General features: G+C 68.7%; 15 protein-coding genes and 4 pseudogenes. 11 read left to right on the top strand and 8 right to left on the bottom strand.

Going from position 1 to position 19,572, the window contains the following annotated elements:
• Window positions 1–13 precede the first annotated feature (13 nt).
• The gene (locus AB0C82_RS28660; RefSeq protein WP_362847288.1) at window positions 14–274 is read right to left on the bottom strand and encodes a hypothetical protein; all 261 of its coding nucleotides are present in this window, start codon (window positions 272–274) and stop codon (window positions 14–16) included.
• A 1,204-nt stretch (window positions 275–1,478) separates the two neighbouring features.
• On the opposite strand from AB0C82_RS28660, the gene AB0C82_RS28655 reads away from it, so the two are divergent.
• The 3 genes from AB0C82_RS28655 (at window position 1,479) to AB0C82_RS28645 (ending at window position 3,910) form a co-directional block, all read left to right on the top strand.
• Window positions 1,479–3,047: a PQQ-binding-like beta-propeller repeat protein gene (locus AB0C82_RS28655; RefSeq protein WP_362847285.1), complete on the top strand. Its 1,569-nt coding sequence runs from the start codon at window positions 1,479–1,481 to the stop codon at window positions 3,045–3,047.
• Window positions 3,048–3,421: 374 nt separating this feature from the next.
• Window positions 3,422–3,586 carry a hypothetical protein gene (locus AB0C82_RS28650; protein WP_362847283.1) on the top strand — a complete coding sequence of 55 codons (165 nt, stop codon included), beginning with the start codon at window positions 3,422–3,424 and terminating at the stop codon, window positions 3,584–3,586.
• 132 nt (window positions 3,587–3,718) lie between these two features.
• Window positions 3,719–3,910: a tyrosine-type recombinase/integrase gene (locus tag AB0C82_RS28645; protein WP_362847281.1), complete on the top strand. Its 192-nt coding sequence runs from the start codon at window positions 3,719–3,721 to the stop codon at window positions 3,908–3,910.
• A gap of 274 nt (window positions 3,911–4,184) precedes the next feature.
• On the opposite strand, the pseudogene AB0C82_RS28640 reads toward AB0C82_RS28645, so the two are convergent.
• From AB0C82_RS28640 to AB0C82_RS28625, 4 genes and pseudogenes are all read right to left on the bottom strand, one after another.
• Window positions 4,185–4,638 (bottom strand): annotated as a pseudogene (locus AB0C82_RS28640) (transposase); the annotation flags it as partial.
• Between the two features lie 30 nt (window positions 4,639–4,668).
• Entirely contained in the window at window positions 4,669–6,288 is a 1,620-nt protein-coding gene (locus tag AB0C82_RS28635) for a cation acetate symporter (protein ID WP_362847279.1), read from the bottom strand.
• The gene (locus tag AB0C82_RS28630) at window positions 6,285–6,866 is read right to left on the bottom strand and encodes a DUF485 domain-containing protein (RefSeq protein WP_362847276.1); all 582 of its coding nucleotides are present in this window, start codon (window positions 6,864–6,866) and stop codon (window positions 6,285–6,287) included. Before AB0C82_RS28630 ends, AB0C82_RS28635 begins: the two co-directional genes overlap by 4 nt.
• A gap of 510 nt (window positions 6,867–7,376) precedes the next feature.
• Window positions 7,377–7,523, bottom strand: coding sequence for a hypothetical protein (locus AB0C82_RS28625; RefSeq protein WP_362847274.1), 147 nt, complete (start codon window positions 7,521–7,523; stop codon window positions 7,377–7,379).
• Between the two features lie 477 nt (window positions 7,524–8,000).
• Between AB0C82_RS28625 and AB0C82_RS28620 the strand changes: the two genes are divergently transcribed.
• From AB0C82_RS28620 to AB0C82_RS28595, 6 genes and pseudogenes are all read left to right on the top strand, one after another.
• Entirely contained in the window at window positions 8,001–9,125 is a 1,125-nt protein-coding gene (locus AB0C82_RS28620) for a DUF6183 family protein (protein ID WP_362847272.1), read from the top strand.
• 928 nt (window positions 9,126–10,053) lie between these two features.
• Window positions 10,054–12,114 (top strand): discoidin domain-containing protein, encoded by a 2,061-nt coding sequence (locus AB0C82_RS28615; protein WP_362847269.1) that lies wholly within the window; start codon window positions 10,054–10,056, stop codon window positions 12,112–12,114.
• Window positions 12,115–12,423: 309 nt separating this feature from the next.
• Window positions 12,424–13,224 (top strand): class I SAM-dependent methyltransferase, encoded by an 801-nt coding sequence (locus tag AB0C82_RS28610; RefSeq protein WP_362847266.1) that lies wholly within the window; start codon window positions 12,424–12,426, stop codon window positions 13,222–13,224.
• 45 nt (window positions 13,225–13,269) lie between these two features.
• Window positions 13,270–13,817 (top strand): annotated as a pseudogene (locus tag AB0C82_RS28605) (AraC family transcriptional regulator); the annotation flags it as partial.
• A 242-nt stretch (window positions 13,818–14,059) separates the two neighbouring features.
• Complete coding sequence (locus AB0C82_RS28600) at window positions 14,060–15,553, top strand: hypothetical protein (RefSeq protein ID WP_362847264.1); 1,494 nt, start codon at window positions 14,060–14,062, stop codon at window positions 15,551–15,553.
• A gap of 40 nt (window positions 15,554–15,593) precedes the next feature.
• Window positions 15,594–15,971 carry a hypothetical protein gene (locus tag AB0C82_RS28595; protein ID WP_362847261.1) on the top strand — a complete coding sequence of 126 codons (378 nt, stop codon included), beginning with the start codon at window positions 15,594–15,596 and terminating at the stop codon, window positions 15,969–15,971.
• A gap of 40 nt (window positions 15,972–16,011) precedes the next feature.
• Here AB0C82_RS28595 and AB0C82_RS28590 read toward each other — a convergent pair.
• A pseudogene (locus AB0C82_RS28590) lies at window positions 16,012–16,407 on the bottom strand (transposase); the annotation flags it as partial.
• A gap of 175 nt (window positions 16,408–16,582) precedes the next feature.
• On the opposite strand from AB0C82_RS28590, the pseudogene AB0C82_RS28585 reads away from it, so the two are divergent.
• Window positions 16,583–16,780 (top strand): annotated as a pseudogene (locus AB0C82_RS28585) (VOC family protein); the annotation flags it as partial.
• A gap of 65 nt (window positions 16,781–16,845) precedes the next feature.
• Here AB0C82_RS28585 and AB0C82_RS28580 read toward each other — a convergent pair.
• The gene (locus AB0C82_RS28580; protein WP_362847258.1) at window positions 16,846–17,598 is read right to left on the bottom strand and encodes a methyltransferase domain-containing protein; all 753 of its coding nucleotides are present in this window, start codon (window positions 17,596–17,598) and stop codon (window positions 16,846–16,848) included.
• A gap of 57 nt (window positions 17,599–17,655) precedes the next feature.
• Here AB0C82_RS28580 and AB0C82_RS28575 point away from each other — a divergent pair, with 57 nt between their 5' ends.
• Entirely contained in the window at window positions 17,656–18,030 is a 375-nt protein-coding gene (locus AB0C82_RS28575; RefSeq protein ID WP_362847255.1) for a MerR family transcriptional regulator, read from the top strand.
• Window positions 18,031–18,704: 674 nt separating this feature from the next.
• On the opposite strand, the gene AB0C82_RS28570 is transcribed toward AB0C82_RS28575, so the two are convergent.
• Window positions 18,705–19,355: a ScbR family autoregulator-binding transcription factor gene (locus AB0C82_RS28570; protein WP_362847952.1), complete on the bottom strand. Its 651-nt coding sequence runs from the start codon at window positions 19,353–19,355 to the stop codon at window positions 18,705–18,707.
• Between the last annotated feature and the right edge of the window lie 217 nt (window positions 19,356–19,572).

Here is a 19,572-nt window from a genome sequence, read left to right as displayed (position 1 = left end):
CGCACAAGGGGCCCTATCCCACCTGCCACCCCGTGCGGCACCGAACCGCCCAACGCAAATCGATCACCTCGATACCGCCCAGGAACGCGGTGAACCACACCCACGAGCGCGGCCCGAAGACAAGCGCACCGCGCCACCCACCGGGCTCCGGCCACGAGTACGGCCGCACCAGAGCCGCAGCGATGGTTTCCATGATTTCCCGCCGACCATCCTCGGGCAGTTCATCCAGCGTCGCTTCCGCATGGGACGCCAAGTCCACCGCCGTGTACGGCATCTCGCACCCCCGTGCTCATGAGCAGTGAAGGCAACACCGTACGGACCCCAGTCACGTTGCGGGACAGCAGTCGGCTCCGCTGCTGTTGCTCCCAACCGAGGAGCATCGCCTCGAACATTGCCGGGCTCGGGTCCAGAGCCCGTACGTTTCCCGGGACGATCAGCCGAAACGCACCCGGCACATCGACACTCCGCACGGCCACTCCCACGGTTGCATTCAGTGCAACATCGTGGCGGTGGCTCACCATCGATGTTCCAGTGTTTGCAGACGTCCCGCTTGTATCCCTCGCGCAGTTCGGTCGCGCTGGGATGGGCTGACTGCGGCCGCCAACGTCAGCAGCGCGAACGCGGCGACCGCTGCTGTGGAGCCGGGCGTACCGGGTGCGTCGAGTGCGTGCGCGGTGGGTGCGGTGGCGAGCAGCGGGAGTGCGGTGATAGCGGCGGCCGCTGCGAGGCCCGCACGAGGATATTGATCATGAAGCTTTGGTACCGGCTCCATGATTGCCGTGGTGACGAACCGAAGGGGTGTCACCCCGAAGCGAAGTAGGTCGTATTGGCCACCCGGTCGACCCTGGGTCGCTCACCCAGGGCCAGCAGACCCAACTGGCTTCCAGGCGCCACGTGCGCCGCCGCGAGTACGAGCAGGACGGCGGCCCTACCCCGGAGGCAACGGACCGCTGGACCTGGATTCTGATCGTCGCCCACACCCCAGCTCCGGCTCGCCCGCCCCTCGCCGAGCACCTCCGACGACCCTGGGGGAAAGCCACCCCCCTCCGACCGACTCACCCGGCCCGAGTCCGCCGAGAGGTCAGGAACATCCGCGCTCACTCGCCTGCCCGGCGCGTGTCCCCAATCCACAGGCACCGGCCCCGGACGGCCACCTGGCTCCAAGAACAAACGTCGGGCACTCCGCTACGACATCGGCAAGTGACCGTCAAACGCCCCGAGAACCTCAAGGCCATCGGCAGACCCGGCAGGTCCTGGTAGATGGCAAACAAGCTCGTCAAGAATGGTTGACGGCTTCTCAGCGACCTCGCGGTCCCTTGTCGTTGCGGGAGAACCGCATCGGCGCGTGGCGCGTCCATACCAGTGATCTTCGCGGGCGGCATCGTGAGATGACGGAGCACACCTCCGCCCGGCGTCTCCCGAGCTTGAGTCCGAGAAGCAGTTTCCTGACCGAGTGGCACCTCTCAGGGGGAAGACCCATGCCCAATCCGCCGCAGCCCTGGTACACACCGGGCTCGCCGCAGCAGCCCGTTCCCGGCAACCCGTATGCCTCGGAGGGCTTCGGGCCACCGCCCGGAGGGCCACCGCCCGGAGGGCCACCGCGCCGGCGGCGCTTCGGCGGAGCACCGGTCATCGCGGCCGCCGTCGTGCTCCTGCTCGTGGCCGTGGGAGGAGGGGTGTACGCCCTCGTCGACCGAGGAATGGACGGGCCCGCCACTCCCGTGGCGAAGGAATCATCCGGCCCGTCCGCGCCGACGACCCCGCCTGGTTCCCCAGCGGTCAACACCCCGCAGGCGAAGCACATACCGACCACGGAGGAAATCAACGCCGCACGAAAGCCGGGGGAGGCGGCGGCGTGGATCGTCGATGACAAGACCGACCTGCCCAGCGGGCGCCAGAAGCTCTACGACCTATGGATCGTCGGCGACACCGTCGTCCAGACTCTGCACAGAAAAGTCGCGGCCTACCGTCTCTCGGACGGCGCCGAGGTCTGGAGCATGCCGTTGCCCGCTCCCGTCTGCGAGACACCGGCCAACCCCACGCCCGATGGCAAGGTCGTGCTCGTACACCACAAGAGGCCCGACTCCGGGAGGAACAACCGGTGCAACCAAATGCAGATGATCGATCTGAGGACCGGGAAGCCGGGATGGCACAAGGAGCTCCCCGAGACCGGTGACGGGGACAACACCTTCATCGTGCACAGCGCCATCAGCGCCGGTACTTTCGCGATCGCCCGGAGCATGAAGGCGACCGCCTATCGGGTCGATGACGGAACCGAGTTGTTCGAAATCCCCTGGGAGGACCCTGGAAAGTGCTTCCCGGACGACGTGGCGGGCGGTTCCCGGCTCCTGGTGAAGTCCGACTGCGCGATCGACATCGACCAGAGCAAGAACCACAGCCAGCTCCGCGAGATCGACCCGCTCACCGGCAAGGTCCTGTGGCGCCACCGGACCAAGACCGGATGGAAGGTCGGAAGCATGATCTCCGTCGATCCGGTCGTCTTCACCACGGAAAACGCCGTGGACCACATCGACGACTGGCGGGTCGTGGCCCTGAGCCCGGGAGGAAAGCCCGGCGCCACCATCGACCCACGGGGCACGAGCATCGAGCGATGCGCCGGGGACGGGAGCGGCGGCGACATCCAGCCCTGTCGCGGCACAGCGGTCGGACATGGCCACATCATTCTGGGCGGCAACGACAGGATCCGCTTGTACGACCTGGCCAGCGGGAAGTTCCTCTGGGGGGTCAAGAACAACGAGCTGCGCACCTTGCACCCCCTGCGTGCGGAGAAGGGCAAGGCGGTGCTCGTCTACGAGTCGGCCACACCGAGCCGCCCCGGCCGGACCTTCCTGATGGGCCCGGGTGCCGCGGGTACGGAAAAGGTGGTGCTGCGACACCCCCCAACGACCACGGCGCAGGAGTACGAGATGGCCGGCGGACGGCTGGCCTATGCCGGCGGACGGGTCGTCCTCACGTCGGCGGGCGTGAGCGGCGACGACGACCAACACGAAGCCCGCATGCTGTCCTTCGCTCCCGGCCCGCCCTGACGGGCACCGGGCGGGTCGATCGCCCATGCACGCCGGGCACCAGGCCTGCTCTTCTGTGCCGCCTCCGCGAACGTTTCTCTCCGGACAGCATCAGGCAGCAGACTTACCCTCACAGCCTTCGTCGTGGTCACGTGCACCTCGGCCGAAGCACATGATCAGACGATTGCCGCCCTCGCGTCCGGCCAATCCCCAGGTGAGCGACTCAGTTCGAGGCCGCCAGGGCCGCTAGATAAAGAACAAACTAAGTGCCTGTCTCCGAACTCCGAATGTGAGAACAGGACGGAGACGAAAGCCCGGTGGCCCGGGCCGGCGAGGGCCCGGCCACCGGTGCGATCGCAGGAGCCTAATTCGAGGGCTTCTCGAACTGGATGTGCATGACAGGTCCGCCCCTGCTGCGCTATGGCGAGCAGCTGATCGACAAGACGCTGTACCCGGACCGGGCCAGCGCTCCGAAGGACGAGCCGCTCGTCGAGCAGCTCCTCGCGGCCGGCACGCGGAAGCGGCCTTCGGGAGCCGGGTTAACCCTCGGTGGCCTGTGATCCCCCGTCCGGCCAGGGCCAGTTCCTCGGCCTCCCGCATGTGCTGGCACACGGGGCGGTCGTACGTCTTCGTCAACCTCGCTCGCGAGCCCCGGTTCGCCAAACTTGGTCGCCAGACAGCGTTTACGACCTGTGAATCGCCTCCGACACCAGCTCGCCGGACGCGTTCCCGGCCCCTGGATACTCCACTGGTTCCGCCACAGCCACGCCACTGCGCTGTTGCCGGCCGGGGTCCCGGTCCACGTGGTCTCTCGAAGACTCGGGCACGCCGACGTGCAGACCCGCTGCACACGTATGCCCACGTCACCGAGGACGCCGAACTGAGGGCCGTTGCCGACCGGAAGGCGCTGACCTCCAGGTGGCGGGCCACGATCGACGTCGCCGAAGAGATCGGACCGTGCTCATGAGGGTCAACGTCACGCTGGAGAACCTCAGCGAGCCGGTCGGCTTCTGTCCGGAGACCCTGGAGACGCAGTGGTCGCGGATCTCGCCGGGACTGCCGACTGTTACTCGGAACTCTCCTGACATCTCCGGCGAGTTCGCGGAGGGCTTCACCCGCCCCGTCGGACGGACACTTGGCCGGCGCTTCACCCTCGCCGTCGGGGATACCGGCCCGACGGCAACGGCCCGGCTCGTCCGTGCACTCCCGGGGCAGATACAAATGCCAGTCCAGCGGGCACGACGCAGTGTCGGTGGCGGCGTGGACACTGACCGCGACCTGGCAGTGCGCCCGCTTCCCCAGGACTCCGCAGTACTGGCGGGCAACGCCGGCCGAGGTCCGGCCGCACTTGGGAGCGACACGTCGTCGATCACCCACACCTGTGGCGTGATCGCCTCGGAGAGTCGACGAGGGATCCGTTTCCGCACCGGCAACGGATCTCACGGCGACTGGTTCACGAACTGCTACAGGGACTGCACCTTCCCGTCCGGCAGCCGCGCGCCATCGGCTGGATCGACTTACGCCGACCGTCCAGCATCGGGCCCCGCAGATAACACGCGCCCCACTGCCGCTGATCCCGCCGCACCGGAAGGGCGCCCGGCCTGAACTTCAGGCCGGGCGCCCTTTCGTCGGGGCGTGCGCGTCAGGACGCGGAGGCGCTGCTCGCCGCGGGTGTGCCGGCCAGGATCGTCTCCTCTACCGCTTCGTACCGCATGCGCTGGTCGGCCGGGTCACGTTCGTGGAGCACCGTGCCGAGCCAGCCCGCGAGGAAGCCCAGCGGGGCCGAGAGGATGCCCGAGGTGGTGAACGGGAACCAGTTGAAGTCCTCGTCCGGGAAGATCGCCTGGGGCGATCCGGACACCAGGTTGCTGCCGGTCATGAGGATGAACGCGGAGGCGCTGCCGACGATGAGAGTGCAGAGCAGTCCCGTACGGGAGTAGCGGCGCCAGAAGAGGCTGTAGATGAGGGCCGGTGCGACCGCGGACGCGCCGATGCAGAACGACAGGGTGAGCAGCGCCTGAAGGTTCAGATGCCGTGCACCGGCGGCGATCGCGATCGCCACGAGCCCGACGCCCGCCGCGGCGGTCCGGGCGATGGCCATCTCTGCGGAGGCTTTCAGTTGCGTCTTGCGGCGCAGTCCGTGCGTGATGAGGTCGTGCGCCAGCGTGTTGGCACAGGCGAGGGTGATCCCGGCGACCGAGGCCAGCAGGGTGAGGAAGATGGCTGTCGCCACGGCCGTGAACAGCAGTGTCTCGACGGTCGTCTGGTCCGTGCCCATGACGGCCTGGCTGACCATGAGGAACGCTGTCTTGCCCTGCGGGTCGCCGGCGACGATCTTCTGGTGGCCGACGATCGCCGCCGCGCCGAAGCCGATGACGGCGATCAGCAGACAGGTCACGACGACGGTCGACACGGCCCAGGACATCGAGCGCCGCACGGCTGCAGCGCTGCGTGCGGTGAACATGCGCATGGTGATGTGCGGCAGCACCGCGGCGCCGAGCACGACCGTCAACTGAGTGCTGATCATGTCGAGTTCGTTGCCGCCGAACTGCAGACCGGAGGCGAGATAGGCGTCTCCCGCCCCGCTGCCGCGCTTGGCGGCGTCCAGCAGGGAGGGCAGGCTGAAGTCGAAGCGGTTGAGGATGAGCGCGGCGATCGCGAGGGACGCGCCGAGCAGGGCGACGGTCTTGACGATCTGGATGAAGGCGGTGCCCTTCATGCCGCCGATCGCCGCGTACGCGATCATCAGCAGGCCCAGGAACACGATCGCCCCGGTCTTGAAGCCGTCGGCGTCGAAGCCGAGAACGACGGAGAGGAGATCGCCGGCGCCCGCGAGCTGGAAGATCACCAGCGGCAGCAGTGCCGTCAGGGTGACCGCGGCCGTCGTGATCCGCACTGCGGGGCCGGGGAGACGCCGGGTGAAGACGTCGCCGATCGTGAACTGGCCGGCGTTACGCAGCGGTTCGGCGAGCAGGAACATCATCAGGACCAGCGAGAGCACGGTGCTCAGTACGAGCGTGACGCCGTCGTAGCCGACGAGCGCGATGATGCCGATGGTGCCGAGCACGGTGCCGGCGGAGATGTAGTCGCCGGCGATCGCGAGGCCGCTCTGCACGGGGGAGAGCGAGCGGTAGCCGGTGTAGAAATCGCCCAGGTCGTCACGATCGGGGCCGGTTATCACGCACAGCAGCAGCGTGACAGTGATGACCGCGATGAACGCCATCAGCGACATGGTCTGGGCATCGGAACTGAAGCTGGTCATGCGCGCGCACCTCCGGTGGGCTGCTGCCACACGGGGCGTCCGGAGCGGCTCTGGCGTTCCGGCCGGGGCGCGGCTGCCGCGGCTGTCTGCTCGGCGCGTTCGCGGATCGCCATGGCGAGCGGGTCGACGTGGTTGCGCGCGCTCCGCTCGTACAGCGCGATCGCAGCCAGCGCCACGGGCAGCTGGAGGAGCCCCAGGACCAGACCGGTGGTGAGACCACCGGTGATGTTGCTGGTCATCATCGAGGGGGCGTAGCCGGACAGGAAAAGGAAGATGACGAAGTAGCCGAGCGCGGTGAAGGTGGCGACGCGGCGGAGCCTGCGGTAAGCCGATCCGAGCCGGTGCAGATCATCACGATCGTCGGTGGCGGCGGGCGGTTGCGGCTGCGGGGAAGCGTCCCAGGGCTGCTGCGCGGAGTCCCAGCCCTGCGGCGAGGAGTCCCACGCTCGCGGGGACGAGTCCCAGGCTGCCTGTGGATCGGTGTCCCAGGACTGCGACGCCGCCTCTTGGCGGTGCCGCCCGGCATTCCGGTGCTGGGGTACGGGTGGTGGGCCGGGGAAAGGCTGGTGGTACGACATCGATCTTGCTCCTTGCCGCCCCGGGGAACGGGCGGGTGGCGCTGGTGGTCCGCGTACGTTACTCATGGGTATAGCCCTTGCGTAAGGGGTTTCCGACCGCTTGGTATGTCGGTTCGGTGACGATCCTGTGCGCGTGGCGAAGGAACCCGCGGTAACCCCCGCAGTGGATCTTCCGCAGGTCACGGGTGAGTCTCGGGTCGCCCCTGGTGCCGGGCAGGCCGCTCGGCACGACCGGTCCGGCGAATGCGCAGGGCGGGCCGACGATGTGGTCGGGGTGGATGCCCTCGGCTGCCCCGTTCCGGATCGGCCTGGATCGTCCCGCAGTCCAGATCGACGCCGACCACCATGCCGCTCGGATCCCCGACCCCCGTATTCGTTAAGGCACGACGGTCACCGCGGGCTGCGACTTGGCGGGGTTGTTGACCTCGTCCTCGAAGGTGTTCGCCGGTGAGCGCGGGAGTTGTAGATGCCCAGGGCCAGCGGCAGACCGATCCGGGCACCGATGCCCGCCTAGAGGCTGACCTTGCGGAGCACCGTGATCACAACGATGGAGATCAACGCGACCGTGAGGCCCTTGTCGCTCCAGTCCTCAAGGGTGCCCAGCGACGAGTCACCCAGCGAATCGAGCTTCCCGGCCAGCAGGAGGGAGCGGCTCACTGCTCCTCACCCCCGACCACACCGGAGAGGTTCGCCGACGGCTTCACCGCCGGATCGGCTCCCGCGTGCAGGGCGGTGACTTCCCACCGACCGGACCGAGCCGTCATCGTCAGCTCGTAGGCCAACGGCCAACGCCCTGCCTACGCCGCCTGCGCGGTCACCGACCTCTGCACCCCACCGTTGTGCCGTCCCGGGGCATGTGCCCGCCGGCCACGTCTGCGTCCGCGGCCGCTCCTCCACACGCACCACCATGTAGCCGGAACGCGCCACCGCGGCCAGCTCCGCACCAGGCGACAGGTACCTGCCGACCTCACCGACCCCGGCGAGATAGGGGTTGAGGAACTCACCCAGCGAGGCGACCAGCTAGCTGTCCGCCGGGAGCCGGTTCTTGAACCGCGCACCGCCTGCTGGCACCACCGACGGACCGGCGTCGTTCATGGGGTGAGCTGGGGCCGTCGGATGCGTAGGCTCAGGGCCGTGGCTGATCAGATACAGAAGATGGTGACGGGGCTGCCGGACCTGGCGGACGTCACCGGCGTATGGGCGGTGGCCGATGGCCGTGCCGCGCAGGGGGATGCTGCCTTTGCCGCGGACCTTGGCATCGCTCTCGCCAGGACTTACGGCACCGGGGGGCAGATGTGGCAGTACCGAAGCGTCTTCGACCATCTGCTTCGACTGTTGGCCACCACCGCCGGTCCTGAGAATGTCACCCAGGCGCTGCGGCTGATCTCCTCGGGTGAGGTCAACAACAGGAAGCTGGATCGCTACGCGGCTTCGTTGCTGGCTTCCAGCCACAAGGCGACCGACCTGGCTGCGGCGTTCACCGGCCGTGCTTCGGAGGAGCTTCGGGCCTGCCTGGTCCATGAGCTGGTTCTCAGAGGCGTGTTCGTCGAGGACACGCCGGGGATCGCGGGTTGGGCGACGTCGCCGCATTGGAGTCATCACCCGCTGGGCTGGCTGCCCCTGACTCTGTCCGACGTGGAGGGAAATGCGGATCTGCCGAGCTACAGCATCCGTGGCAGCAGCCACTCGATGCCGTACGGACCGTCGGAGAGCCGCGAACTGGCGGTGATCGCCGACGCACGCGTCCCGTCGGCGAAGGAGACGACAACACAGGCCGCTGCAAGTGCGATTGGCAGGGCCGTGGCGAACTGGGCTGAGGAGTCCAACGGGCGCATCGAGGCACGCGTGTTCGGCCTCGCGGAACCCCTGGACGCCGAGTCGGTCCCGACCGCGCTCCTGACGCTGGGGCTGGAGTGTCTGCGCGGAGCGGGGAGGAAGGCCCCTCTGTCGGTAGCTGTCCGTCCGCCGGCCCAGGCATGGCGAGTGCTCTTCGCGGCGGCGTCGACGGGAGGGGCATACAACTCCGGTTCCTATGGCGCCTACGGCCGATTGGCGGCCTGGCAGTCCCTGGCCGCGCTGGCCGGAAGTCCAGAGGGCTCCACCGTCGCTGAGGTCGAAGCACATGTGCGGGACTGCGTCTGGCATGGCTACGGTGCCGACACGAAGTGGTTCGAGCAGGAGGCCTGGGACATCGGTCTAGCCGCGCTTTCCTCAGGCCGTCGGCGCTTGGCCGTGCTTGCCGCGACCGATACCGATTGAGGTGCCCGTGGTTCGTGTGTCGAGGAGCTGAACCAAGTGAACTACGCCGAGCCCTGCCGGGATCAGCGATTCTCCAGCGGGTCGGCCTGGCCGAGCAGCTCCGCGAGCGGAGTGCCGGTCCGAGCGGCGACCCTGCGGCGGGCTCGCAGCTGTGCACGGGTACGAGGGCGGAACTTCGGATCCCGCCCGCAACCACACGGTTCGAAGCCCTCGTAGCGCAGCCCAGCGCCCAGGACCACCGCGACGACCGACCATGCCTTCCGATTACTGCGGCGAGGTGCCGCAAAGTCGTGGCCAGCACACAGCAGCGGTCCGGCGCAGCGCGGGCACGTGTGTCCGGCGTTGCTGGGATGGCGCTTGAAGCTGATCCGGCACGATATGCACGCGTAGTGCAGCTTGTAGTGGACGGAGGCGTAGGTGCACACGGACTGACCGTACCGGTGGCGCGTCGTCCCGGGCCAGCAGGTTCCGCTTCCTCACCCGGTGGCTGCCGGCTGCGGTTCGCCCGTCTGTTGAGATGGGATGGGTAACTGGCCACGTGTACGTGCGAAGTGGCCGCGGGGCCGGTCCGTTGGAGCGCTCAGGCCGGCCGCAAGGCGATGATCGGGCGGATCAGGCATCTGGAGACAGGAGGCGACCTGATACTGCGGCTGATTGCCCTTCGGGCGTGACGCATCCGTGCCCAGGCTCATCCTCGCCCGAGTCCGACTGGCGGCACTCTGGGAGTGGCGTCAGCGGGGGCGATCTGATGGGCTGCGACGCATCCACGTCCTCGGTTACGCCTCGTGTCTCGCGCGTGGCATAAGTTCATCAAAACTGAGGGGCCATCAGATTTGGCGTCCCGGGCCATTGACTCTCCTGTCAGCCGCCGGGATCCTCAACTCACCAGTAACTTGAGTGGGCATGTCAATTAAGGTGAGTGGCAGCCATGGTCCGACCTCCACACCGCAGGCTCAGATCCCTCACGGTGGTGTCACTGCTCCTCACCGTGATGGCCCTGGCACTCGGCCCGATACCCAGCTCCGCCGCGGAGCCCGGCTGGTGGACCCCCGCCGCGCGGCCCGCACCCGACTCGCAGATCAACGTTACGGGCGAACCCTTCAAGGGCACCGACGCCCTGGGGCGCGTAAGGGGCTTCGTCGACGCCCACGATCACATCATGTCCAACGAGGGCTTCGGCGGCCGGCTGATCTGTGGCAAGCCGTTCTCCGAGCAGGGCATAGCTGACGCTCTGAGGGACTGCCCCGAGCACTACCCCGACGGCACGCTCGCCGTCTTCGACCTCATCACGAAGGGCGGTGACGGCAAGCACGACCCCAACGGGTGGCCAACGTTCAAGGACTGGCCCGCCCACGACTCGCTGACCCACCAGCAGAACTACTACGCCTGGATCGAGCGGGCATGGCGCGGCGGCCAGCGGGTTCTGGTCAACGACCTGGTCACCAACGGGGTGATCTGCTCGGTCTACTTCTTCAAGGACCGCGGCTGCGACGAGATGACCGCCATCCGTCTCCAGGCGCAGAAGTCGTACGACATGCAGGCCTTCATCGACAGGATGTACGGCGGCCCCGGCAAGGGCTGGTTCCGCATCGTCACCGACAGCGCCCAGGCCCGCCAGGTCATCGAGCAGGGCAAGCTGGCCGTCGTCCTGGGCGTGGAGACTTCCGAGCCGTTCGGCTGCAAGCAGATCCTGGACATCGCTCAGTGCTCCAAGGAGGACATCGACCGGGGCCTGGACGAGCTGTACAAACTGGGCGTGCGCAGCATGTTCCTGTGCCACAAGTTCGACAACGCCCTGTGCGGGGTGCGCTTCGACTCCGGGGCACTCGGTACGGCGATCAACGTGGGGCAGTTCCTGTCGACGGGCACCTTCTGGAAGGTGGAGACCTGCCGGGGACCGCAACACGACAATCCCATCGGCAACGCGGTGGCGGCGCAGGCGGAGAAGCAGCTGCCGACCGGGGTGGCCGTCCCCTCGTACGCCTCGGACGCGCAGTGCAACACCCGAGGGCTGAGCGATCTGGGTGAGTACGCGGTGCGCGGCATGATGAAGCGCAAGATGATGCTGGAGATCGACCACATGAGCGTGAAGGCCGCGGGCCAGGCCTTCGAGATCCTCGAATCCGAGTCGTACCCGGGCGTCATCTCCTCGCACAGCTGGATGGACCTGGGCTGGACCGAGCGGCTCTACAGGCTGGGCGGGTTCATCGGCCAGTACATGAGCGGTTCTCAGGCGTTCAGTGCGGAGGCCAAGCGCACGGATGCGGTACGCGAGAAATACGGGGTCGGCTACGGCTACGGCACCGACATGAACGGTGTCGGCGGCTGGCCGGGCCCGCGGGGCGGGGACACCCCGAACCCGGTGAAGTACCCCTTCCGCAGCACGGACGGCGGCTCGGTGATCGATAAGCAGACCACCGGCGAGCGCACTTGGGACTTCAACACCCATGGCGCGGCGCACTACGGCATGGTCCCGGACTGGATCGAGGACATCCGGATCGTCGGCGGCCAGGACGTCGTGGACGACCTCTTCGCGGGCGCCGAGTCCTACCTCCGCACCTGGGGGAAGTCCGAGGAACACAAGTCCGGGGTGAACCTGGCCTCGGACGCGGCCGCCTCGGCGTCCACGTCGGAATGGTGGAACCCGTTCGTCAACTTCGCACCGGGCCGGGCCGTGGACGGCGACGAGGGCACCCGCTGGGCCAGCGAGTGGAGCGACGATCAGTGGCTTCGGATCGACCTCGGATCGGCGAACCTGATCAAGCGCGTCACCCTCGACTGGGAGGCGGCGTACGGGAAGTCCTACCGTGTCGAGCTGTCGGCCGACGGCACGAACTGGCAGACGGCGTGGTCCACGACCGCTGGTGACGGCGGCCTGGACACGGCGCGCTTCGCCGGAACTCCGGCACGCTACGTACGGGTTCAGGGGCTGGAGCGCGGCACCCGGTGGGGCTACTCACTCTCCGAGGTCGGCGTCTACAGCGACTGACCGCAGCGGGGGCGATGTCCCCTTGATGCGCCGGCCCCGGCTCACTCCCCGGCGCGTTCACCGGCGTGCCAGGCAGAGGGAAGGGATGCTCAATGAGAATTGTTCATCCTGATTCTGCACGAGAGGCCCGCCTGCTTCCCGCTCAGGCGGCTCTGCCCTTCTTGATCAGGCTGATCGAGCCATTCATAAGGTTGATCACCCGGGGGTGCTGGGTGTGGCTATCAGGCGGCCGCCGTTTCGTGGCCCGCCGTGCCTCGCAGCCCGGCACCCCAGCGGAACTTGCGCGGTGCAGCAACTAGGGTACGGCGTATGAGCCAGACTCCCGTCGACCCCGTCGCGCACAACCGCCTCGCCTGGGACCGCGAGGTGGAGCAGGGTAACGAGTGGTCACGCCCGGTCGGCCCCGAGGTGATCGCGAAGGCGCGGGCCGGCCAGTGGTCCATCGTCCTGATCGGGTACGAGCCGGCCGACCCGACCTGGTTCCCGCCGGAAATCGCCGGTCGCGACGTGCTCTGCCTCGCCTCCGGCGGCGGGCAGCAAGGTCCGGTGCTGGCCGCGGCGGGCGCGCGGGTGACCGTCTTCGACAACTCGCCCCGCCAGCTGGCGCAGGACGAGATGGTCGCGGCGCGGGAGGGGCTCGACCTACGCACCGTGCTCGGCGACGCACGCGACCTGAGCCCGTTCCCGGACGCCTCGTTCGACCTTGTCGTCCACCCGGTCTCCAACCTGTTCATCCCGGAGCTGGCGCCGGTCTGGCGCGAGTGCCACCGCGTGCTGCGCCCCGGTGGGACGCTGCTGTCCGGCTTCCTCAACCCGGACCTCTACCTCTTCGACGCCGAGTCCTTGGAGGCGCGCGGCGAGCTGACGGTGCGCCACCGCCTGCCCTACAGCGACCTCACCCACCTGGAGCCCGCCGAGCGGGAACGGCTGTGGGGCCTCGACGCACCGGTGGAGTACAGCCACACGCTCACCGAGCAGCTCGGCGGGCAGATCGCGGCGGGCTTCGCCATCACCGGCTTCGCCGAGGCGCCGCACCACTCGGAGGCCACCGCCGGCTGGCTCTCCGGCTACTTCGCCACGAAAGCGGTCAAGGCTGGCGCCGGTCACTGACCCTCCACAGGCCAGGCCAGGCCAGGCCAGGCCAGGCCAGGCCAGGTCTGGGACCCCGACGCCGGGCGAGCCGAGGACAGGCGCGGGCGGCCGCGTCGTGGGACGAGCGGTTCACCATCGCAGAGGATGCCCTTGGCCGACGGCTGAGTGCCAGCCCGTCCCTTGATCCAGAAGTGGCTGCTGCCTGGTGGCTGCTGCTCGCCGGCCGGGGACGGGTGCGCGTCGATGCACTGGCGAACGAGGTGGGGTGGAGCCGTAAGCGCCTGCGGTCCCGCTTCCGTTCCCAGATCGGCGTCACGCCCGAGCGTGCTGCCCGGCTGGTGCGCTTCGAGCACGCCGCCCATCTTCTCGCAGCCGGTGACGCCGCCGCCCAGGTGGCGGCCACCAGCGGCTACGTCGACCAGGCCCACCTCCACCGCGAGGTCAAAGCGTTCACCGGAGTGACACCCACCGCCGTGGCCGCTGCGCCGTGGCTCGCCATCGATGACGTGGCGTGGCCGAGGTTGTCGGCGAGATCGGCCGGTGAGGGCTTGTCTCTTTGGTCAGGGTCGGGTCCAGACGAGGATGCCGACGAAGTGGAAGCGGCCTGGTAGGCAGTAACGATTTCGGCTATTCCTGCCAGGTCATCCGCGTGGTCCGGCATGTCTCGGGCCTCGTGAACCGGGCCTGCCCGTCACCGGTGGTCTGACCTGGGTCTCGCTGCGCCGCGCACCGCCCATGCGGCTGGCCCGCACTTGCTCCAGAGGGCTGGGCGGTTTCCTCACCCCGCGTCGAGCCTCTACCTTGAACACCGACGGAGATTACAAGTGACGGCGAATGCAGGTGAGTTGGGGTAATGGCGGCAGATCCGGCGGATGCGGTGTCCGTCAGCGGCGTCGGGTTCGGGGACTACTACCGGGCGCATGTGGGGCCGCTTGTCGCCCTGTCGCTGCTGCGGGGCGCGGATCTGGTGGAGGCGGCGCGACTCGCCCAGGACTCGATGGCGGTGGCCCGGCGGTGGATGGACCTCCTTGTCGGGAACGCGGTCGGGGCCGCGAAGGACACCAGGACCCCTGTGGTCACCGCGCAGGCGCTGCGGTCCTGGACGTGCCGGATGACCGTCGGTGGCGGCGTCGGAGCGCTCCGCCCGGCGCACGGGACGGTGCCCGCCCTCCTGGGTAAGGGCAGCACCGACGCCCTGGTGCAGGCCCGGACGGTGGTGGCGCTCGCGCCGCTGAGAGAGTTGAACGAGCGCCAACTCAACGTCATTGCCTTTCGGTTGGCCGGCTGTGCGCCAGGAGCGATCGGGTACGAGCTGGGCCTGTCGATAGCGAAGGTGCACCGCACCCTGCGCCATGTCGGCAAGCTGCTCGAAGCGGACACGGGGGTAGGGCAGTCCAGGAGTGCCGAGGCGCCGGGGGAGGCCGGGGGGTCTGGAGCGGCCGAGGGGACCGCCGAGGCAGACGTCAGGTTCGCGGAGCTGCTGGGCGAGCTGGCAGCCGCGCTGGATCCTGTACTCGACCTGCGGGCCGGGCTGGACGAGGTGAGCGGCTCCATTGGTGCAGACGGGACCATCGCTCGCCGCGCCCCCGTACCTCCGCTGTGGAACCTCGGCCCTTCGCTCCCCGTGCCGCCCTTCGGCGCACCAGAGCTGCACTCGTTCGCCGAGCCCGCGCCATCTGGGATTTTGGCGTACGCGGCCGGCCTCGCCCGGTGCGACGCGCAGGGCCGCGAGGCTGCGCTCGGCGGGATTCCCACGGTCGAGCTGGCGGCCGTGCGGCTCGGAGCGGTGCTCGCCCTTCAGGTGGAGCGATTCCGGCGGGAGGCCGAGAGGTCCGGGACACGGGCCACCAGGGACGAGTTCCGGAGGGAGGACGCGCGGGCGTTCGCGGTCGCACTGGCACAGGACGCCGCGCTCGCCGCGCCGATGTTCGACTGGGTGAAGGACCTCGACGTCCCGCGCCGCGTCGGCTTCCTGGCGGCGGGCCTCGCCCATGACGACCCCTGGACGAACGAGGTCTCCTACGACGGGATCGAAGCGTCCCTCGCCCTGGTCCAGTTCCGGCGCGCGGCGGTGCGTGCGGCGCTGCGCGCGTTGCACCGGCCCGGTGCGGACAACTTCCCTCAGCCCGGCGGCTCGCTTGCCGAGGCCCTCACACAGTCCCTGAGCGACACCCACCGGATGATCCACCAGCTCGACGAACTGAACAGCGACCTCTCGCGTGCCGAGTCGACACTGCCGGACGGCTACTACGTCGACATGACCCGGGACTTCGACCTCCACCAGAGCTTCCACGCGGACCTGGCCCTCGGCATCGACGCCGTCCGGGAGGCCCTGTCGCACCCCTGAGGAACTGTCTCTTGGATCCGCTCGTGAGATCGTCGTGCTCGTGATCGAAACCTGGGTGATCAACGACGACAGTTCTGTTCCTGTCACGTCCGAGGTGGTGCTGGAGGCTCTTCGGTCGAGGATCGACAGCGGCCGGCTCGAGACGTGGCTGATCAGTTCGTCCGGACGGTTGCTGGCCTTCGCGACGAACACCGAGCGCGCGATGGTGATGCTGCTCGAAGAGGAGGGCGATCCCGGCGAGCATGCTGTGGACCCTGGATCCGGTGGGTCGAGCGACGGGTTCTTCCTGTCCGGCGGGCAGCACGACCATTACCCGGACCAGGACACCGTACCCATGGGTGAAGCATGCAGACTCGTGGAGCACATCGTCGGCACGGGCTCGTGGCCCGCGGACGCGCGCTGGGTCGTGGATCGCTGACAGCGGTCTATCGCCGGGCCCGGATGAGGATGGCGACGAGGCCTCGGGACCGTCCGAGTGCGTGATCGTCGGGCTCGGCCCGGCCTGGAGCCCTTTTTCCTGGCTACGGCGGAATGCTGGTGGGCCCGGCAGCGTGGAGTCCACCGACACGGTGCGGCCGACATCGCCGCTGCAATCCGCTGCTGACAGGACTACGGCGAGGTTTTGTCCCCCGGGTGTCGTCCACTGCCCTCCTGATCAGCCGTTTGTGCGCGGTCTGGATCAGGCCGAACTCGTCCGGCAGATCCCGCCAGGGCGAGCAGGTTCGGTACTTCCACGCGATGGCCTCCAAGGTGCGGCGGTGATCGACCCACCGCCGACCGCGGACGGGATCGGCCGGCATCAGCAGCTCGATCCGGTCCCACATCGCATGAGTGATGACTAACCGGACGGACACATCTGATCAACTGACCAGCCGATCAAAGAGACGCGCTCTAGCACCCCTGTCACGACGACCCGGGGTGCGGCAGCTGTGCCGGAAGGTGAGTTGGTCGACAGCACGGCCCGTGGCGGCAGCAGCTGCCGGGCGTTCGCCCGTCTGCCCGGGGTGGCGCACGGCATCACGCTGCTTCGCACGGGTGAAGGACGAGAGGCAGCGTGCCGTCGTGCGCACGTATACGGGCGGACGGGACGGCTTCTTCCTGTACACCGACGATCTCGCCGCTGATCACGCCCGCATGACGGCGGCGGGCGTGTGTTCTCCGGAAGGGGGGCGAGCCATCGAGCCGTACGGCTCGATGGCCCCTTTCGTGGATCTGCACGGCAACCGTTGCACTCTGGGGGGCCGCGCTGAGCGCTGCCGCTACGACCGCGCGGCACGGGGTGGTGCTCTCGTTCAGTCGCGTGGAACGGTGGCGGAGGCGAGGAAGAACGGCACCGCCATGAAGAATCTGTCCCGTGCCGCCCGGTCGTGCTGCTCGGCGATCCATGCCGCGGCCTCCGGCGCCGGCACCGCGCCCGCCGCGGCGGCCGCCTGGGCCAGACCTGTCGCCATGGGCAGCAGGTCCGGCCCGGTGAAGACGGCCGTGCGGACCTCCACCCGTACCTCGTGGAATCCCGCGTCCAGCAGCAGGTTCCGGTGGGCCCGTGCGGCGCGGGGGCTGGCGACCAGGGAGGCCCTGGCCCGGACGACGGTCCGGGTCAGCGCCGCGTCGTCGGAGTCGATCACCGCGGTGTCCCAGTCCTGCCCTACCAGCACCGCCCGCCCTCCCGGCTTGAGTACCCGCCGCGCCTCAGCCAGCGCCCGTGCCGGGTCCGGAAGGGTGTGCAACAGTTTGTCGGCCCGGTACCCGGCCAGGGAAGCGTCGCCGTACGGCAGGTCACAGGCGTCCGCGACGTGAAACGTCCCGCCCGGCAGCCGGTCACGGGCCGCCTCGATCATGCCCTCGTCCAGGTCGGCGCCCTCGGCCGCCACTCCCAGGGCGGTCAGTTCGGCGACCGCGCGCCCGGCCCCGCAGCCGGCGTCCAGCACGGCCCCGTCCACAGCCCCGCTCAGCAACGCGTAGGTGAGCGAACGCAGTTCGGCCGCGCCGGGGGAGTGGTCGACGGCATCGAGTACGCGCAGAAGGTTCTTCGTGTCCTTGTCCATGACGCCAGACTGCGACTTAATGCCGACATGAAGTCAAGCGATTGCCCGCCTGTCACCTTGAGTATCGGAGTCCTGGCCGAGCGGTTCTCTCTCGCCACGCACGTGCTGCGTCACTGGGAGGCGGAAGGTCTGCTCGCCCCGGCCCGCGACGCGGCCGGCCGCCGCCGCTACGGCGAACAGGACGCGGTCCGGATCGCCGTGATCCTGCGCGGCAAGGAGGCCGGGCTCGGCCTCGACGCCATCCGCACGCTGGTCTCGGCGTCCGCTCCCGGCGCGCGCCGACCCGTCCTGCACAGCGAGGCGCAGGCACTGCGCTCCCGGATCGCCGCCGCGCAGGCATCCCTGGACCTGATCGAGTGCGCGCTCGCCTGCGAGCACGAGGACTTCATGGAGTGTCCGCACTTCCGGGGGACGGTCGGGCTCGCGCCCTGACAGCCAGGACCGTGCCGGCCAGGCGCAGGCGAGGTGATCTGCTCGAACCCGAGAGCGCCCGGCAGGCCCTTGAACATCGTGGTGCACTTCTCCGCCCGCGCGGTCAGTTCGCTGCTGTCGGCGGCCTGGCCGACGCGCTTGGCCGCCAGGAGGTGTACGGCCCGCTCGTCGGCGGGGATGCCGGGTGAGGAGCTCGCCGAGTCGACCGAACGGTTCGCCCTGCTCGGAGACGGCGTACGAACGGTCCGGCTCCAGGGCAGGTCAACCGAGCTTCGCATGCGGCAGTCGCAGCAGGGGACGGGTGCGGTGCGCTCCTTGCCGACGGTGACGCTCTTGTCCCCGATGCTCCCCAAGTCGACGTAAGCGCCACGCTGCCGGCCGCCACACCGGGCCACGTGCCGGGCACGGCTGCCCTTCAGCGCGTCGTGCAGGAACACGGCGTCCTTCTCACAGGTCCACGACAACCTGAAAGTCACCTGTGGCCCCCTCGTAGCGACCGATGTCCTGGATCGACTCGAAGAGGGCCGGATCGGTACGCTCCCGCCCATTCGAGGAAGACGCCGTCAAGGCCGGCCGGCGACCGCGACGAGGTCCGCCGCTCCACCGCCCAGGCCGTTTTTCATGGGCAGGGGGCGGGCGCTTGTTCGGGTGCCGGTGGGGGAGTCGACTGGCTGTCAGGGGGCGGCGGTGGCAGTGGTCGTGTGGCTGATGATGCGTTCGGCGCGGTATGGAGAAGTGTCGAGGCGTGCGAGGACGGCGGGTTGGGTGATGTTGGGGAGGATGGTTTCGAAGAGGGCGGAGATTTCGGTGACGAGGGCCAGTGGGCGCTCGGGCATCGATTCCCTCACCACCTGTACTCCGGTCCAGGCGCCGACGAGGAGGCGTGAGGTGGTGGCCGGGTTGACGTGGGGGAGGAGTTCACCGCGTTCCTTGGCTTCGGTGAGGAGTTCGGCTCCGTAGGTGATCCAGTCCGGCCAGCGGGTGCCGAAGAGGTTGCGTGCGCGGGGGTCGACCGATAGCCGGATGGCCGCGCTGAGGAGGGGCTCTCTGGGGAGGCGGTAGGCCAGCAGGAGTGCTGCGTCTATCCATTCCTGGAGTTTGAAGGCCTGCGGGGAGACTCCGTCTGTGGTGACGGCCTCTTGGAGGACACCGCGGGCCAGTTCTTCCTTGGAGGTGAAGTGGAAGTAGAGCGCGCCCTTGGTGAGGCCGGCCCGATCAAGGATCGCGGCGATCGTGGCAGCGTCGTAGCCGTGCTCGTTGAAGACCTCGGCGGCCGCCTTCAGGAAGACTTTGCGCGTGCGGATCGCGCGCTGCTGCTGTACCAACTCGCGCTCCCTGGGGGACTGCGTGACGATCATTCAAAATGTACCGATGAGGCGGTACTGTATCAGCGCCACTGACCATTTTGTCATGTCCCGGGGGGACCGTGCACGACGTAGCCGCTTTGCTGCAGACACCACACGTCGGGGCAGGGGGAGTGGACAGCGTACCCAGCGCATATGTCCACCTCAGCCGTTCCGACGCTGTTCTGATCACCGGATG

This window comes from Streptomyces sp. NPDC048560 (genome assembly GCF_040650955.1).
Classification (GTDB): Bacteria; Actinomycetota; Actinomycetes; order Streptomycetales; family Streptomycetaceae; genus Streptomyces.
Note: the sequence above shows the minus strand (reverse complement) of the source record. Positions and strands in the feature narration are given on the sequence as shown.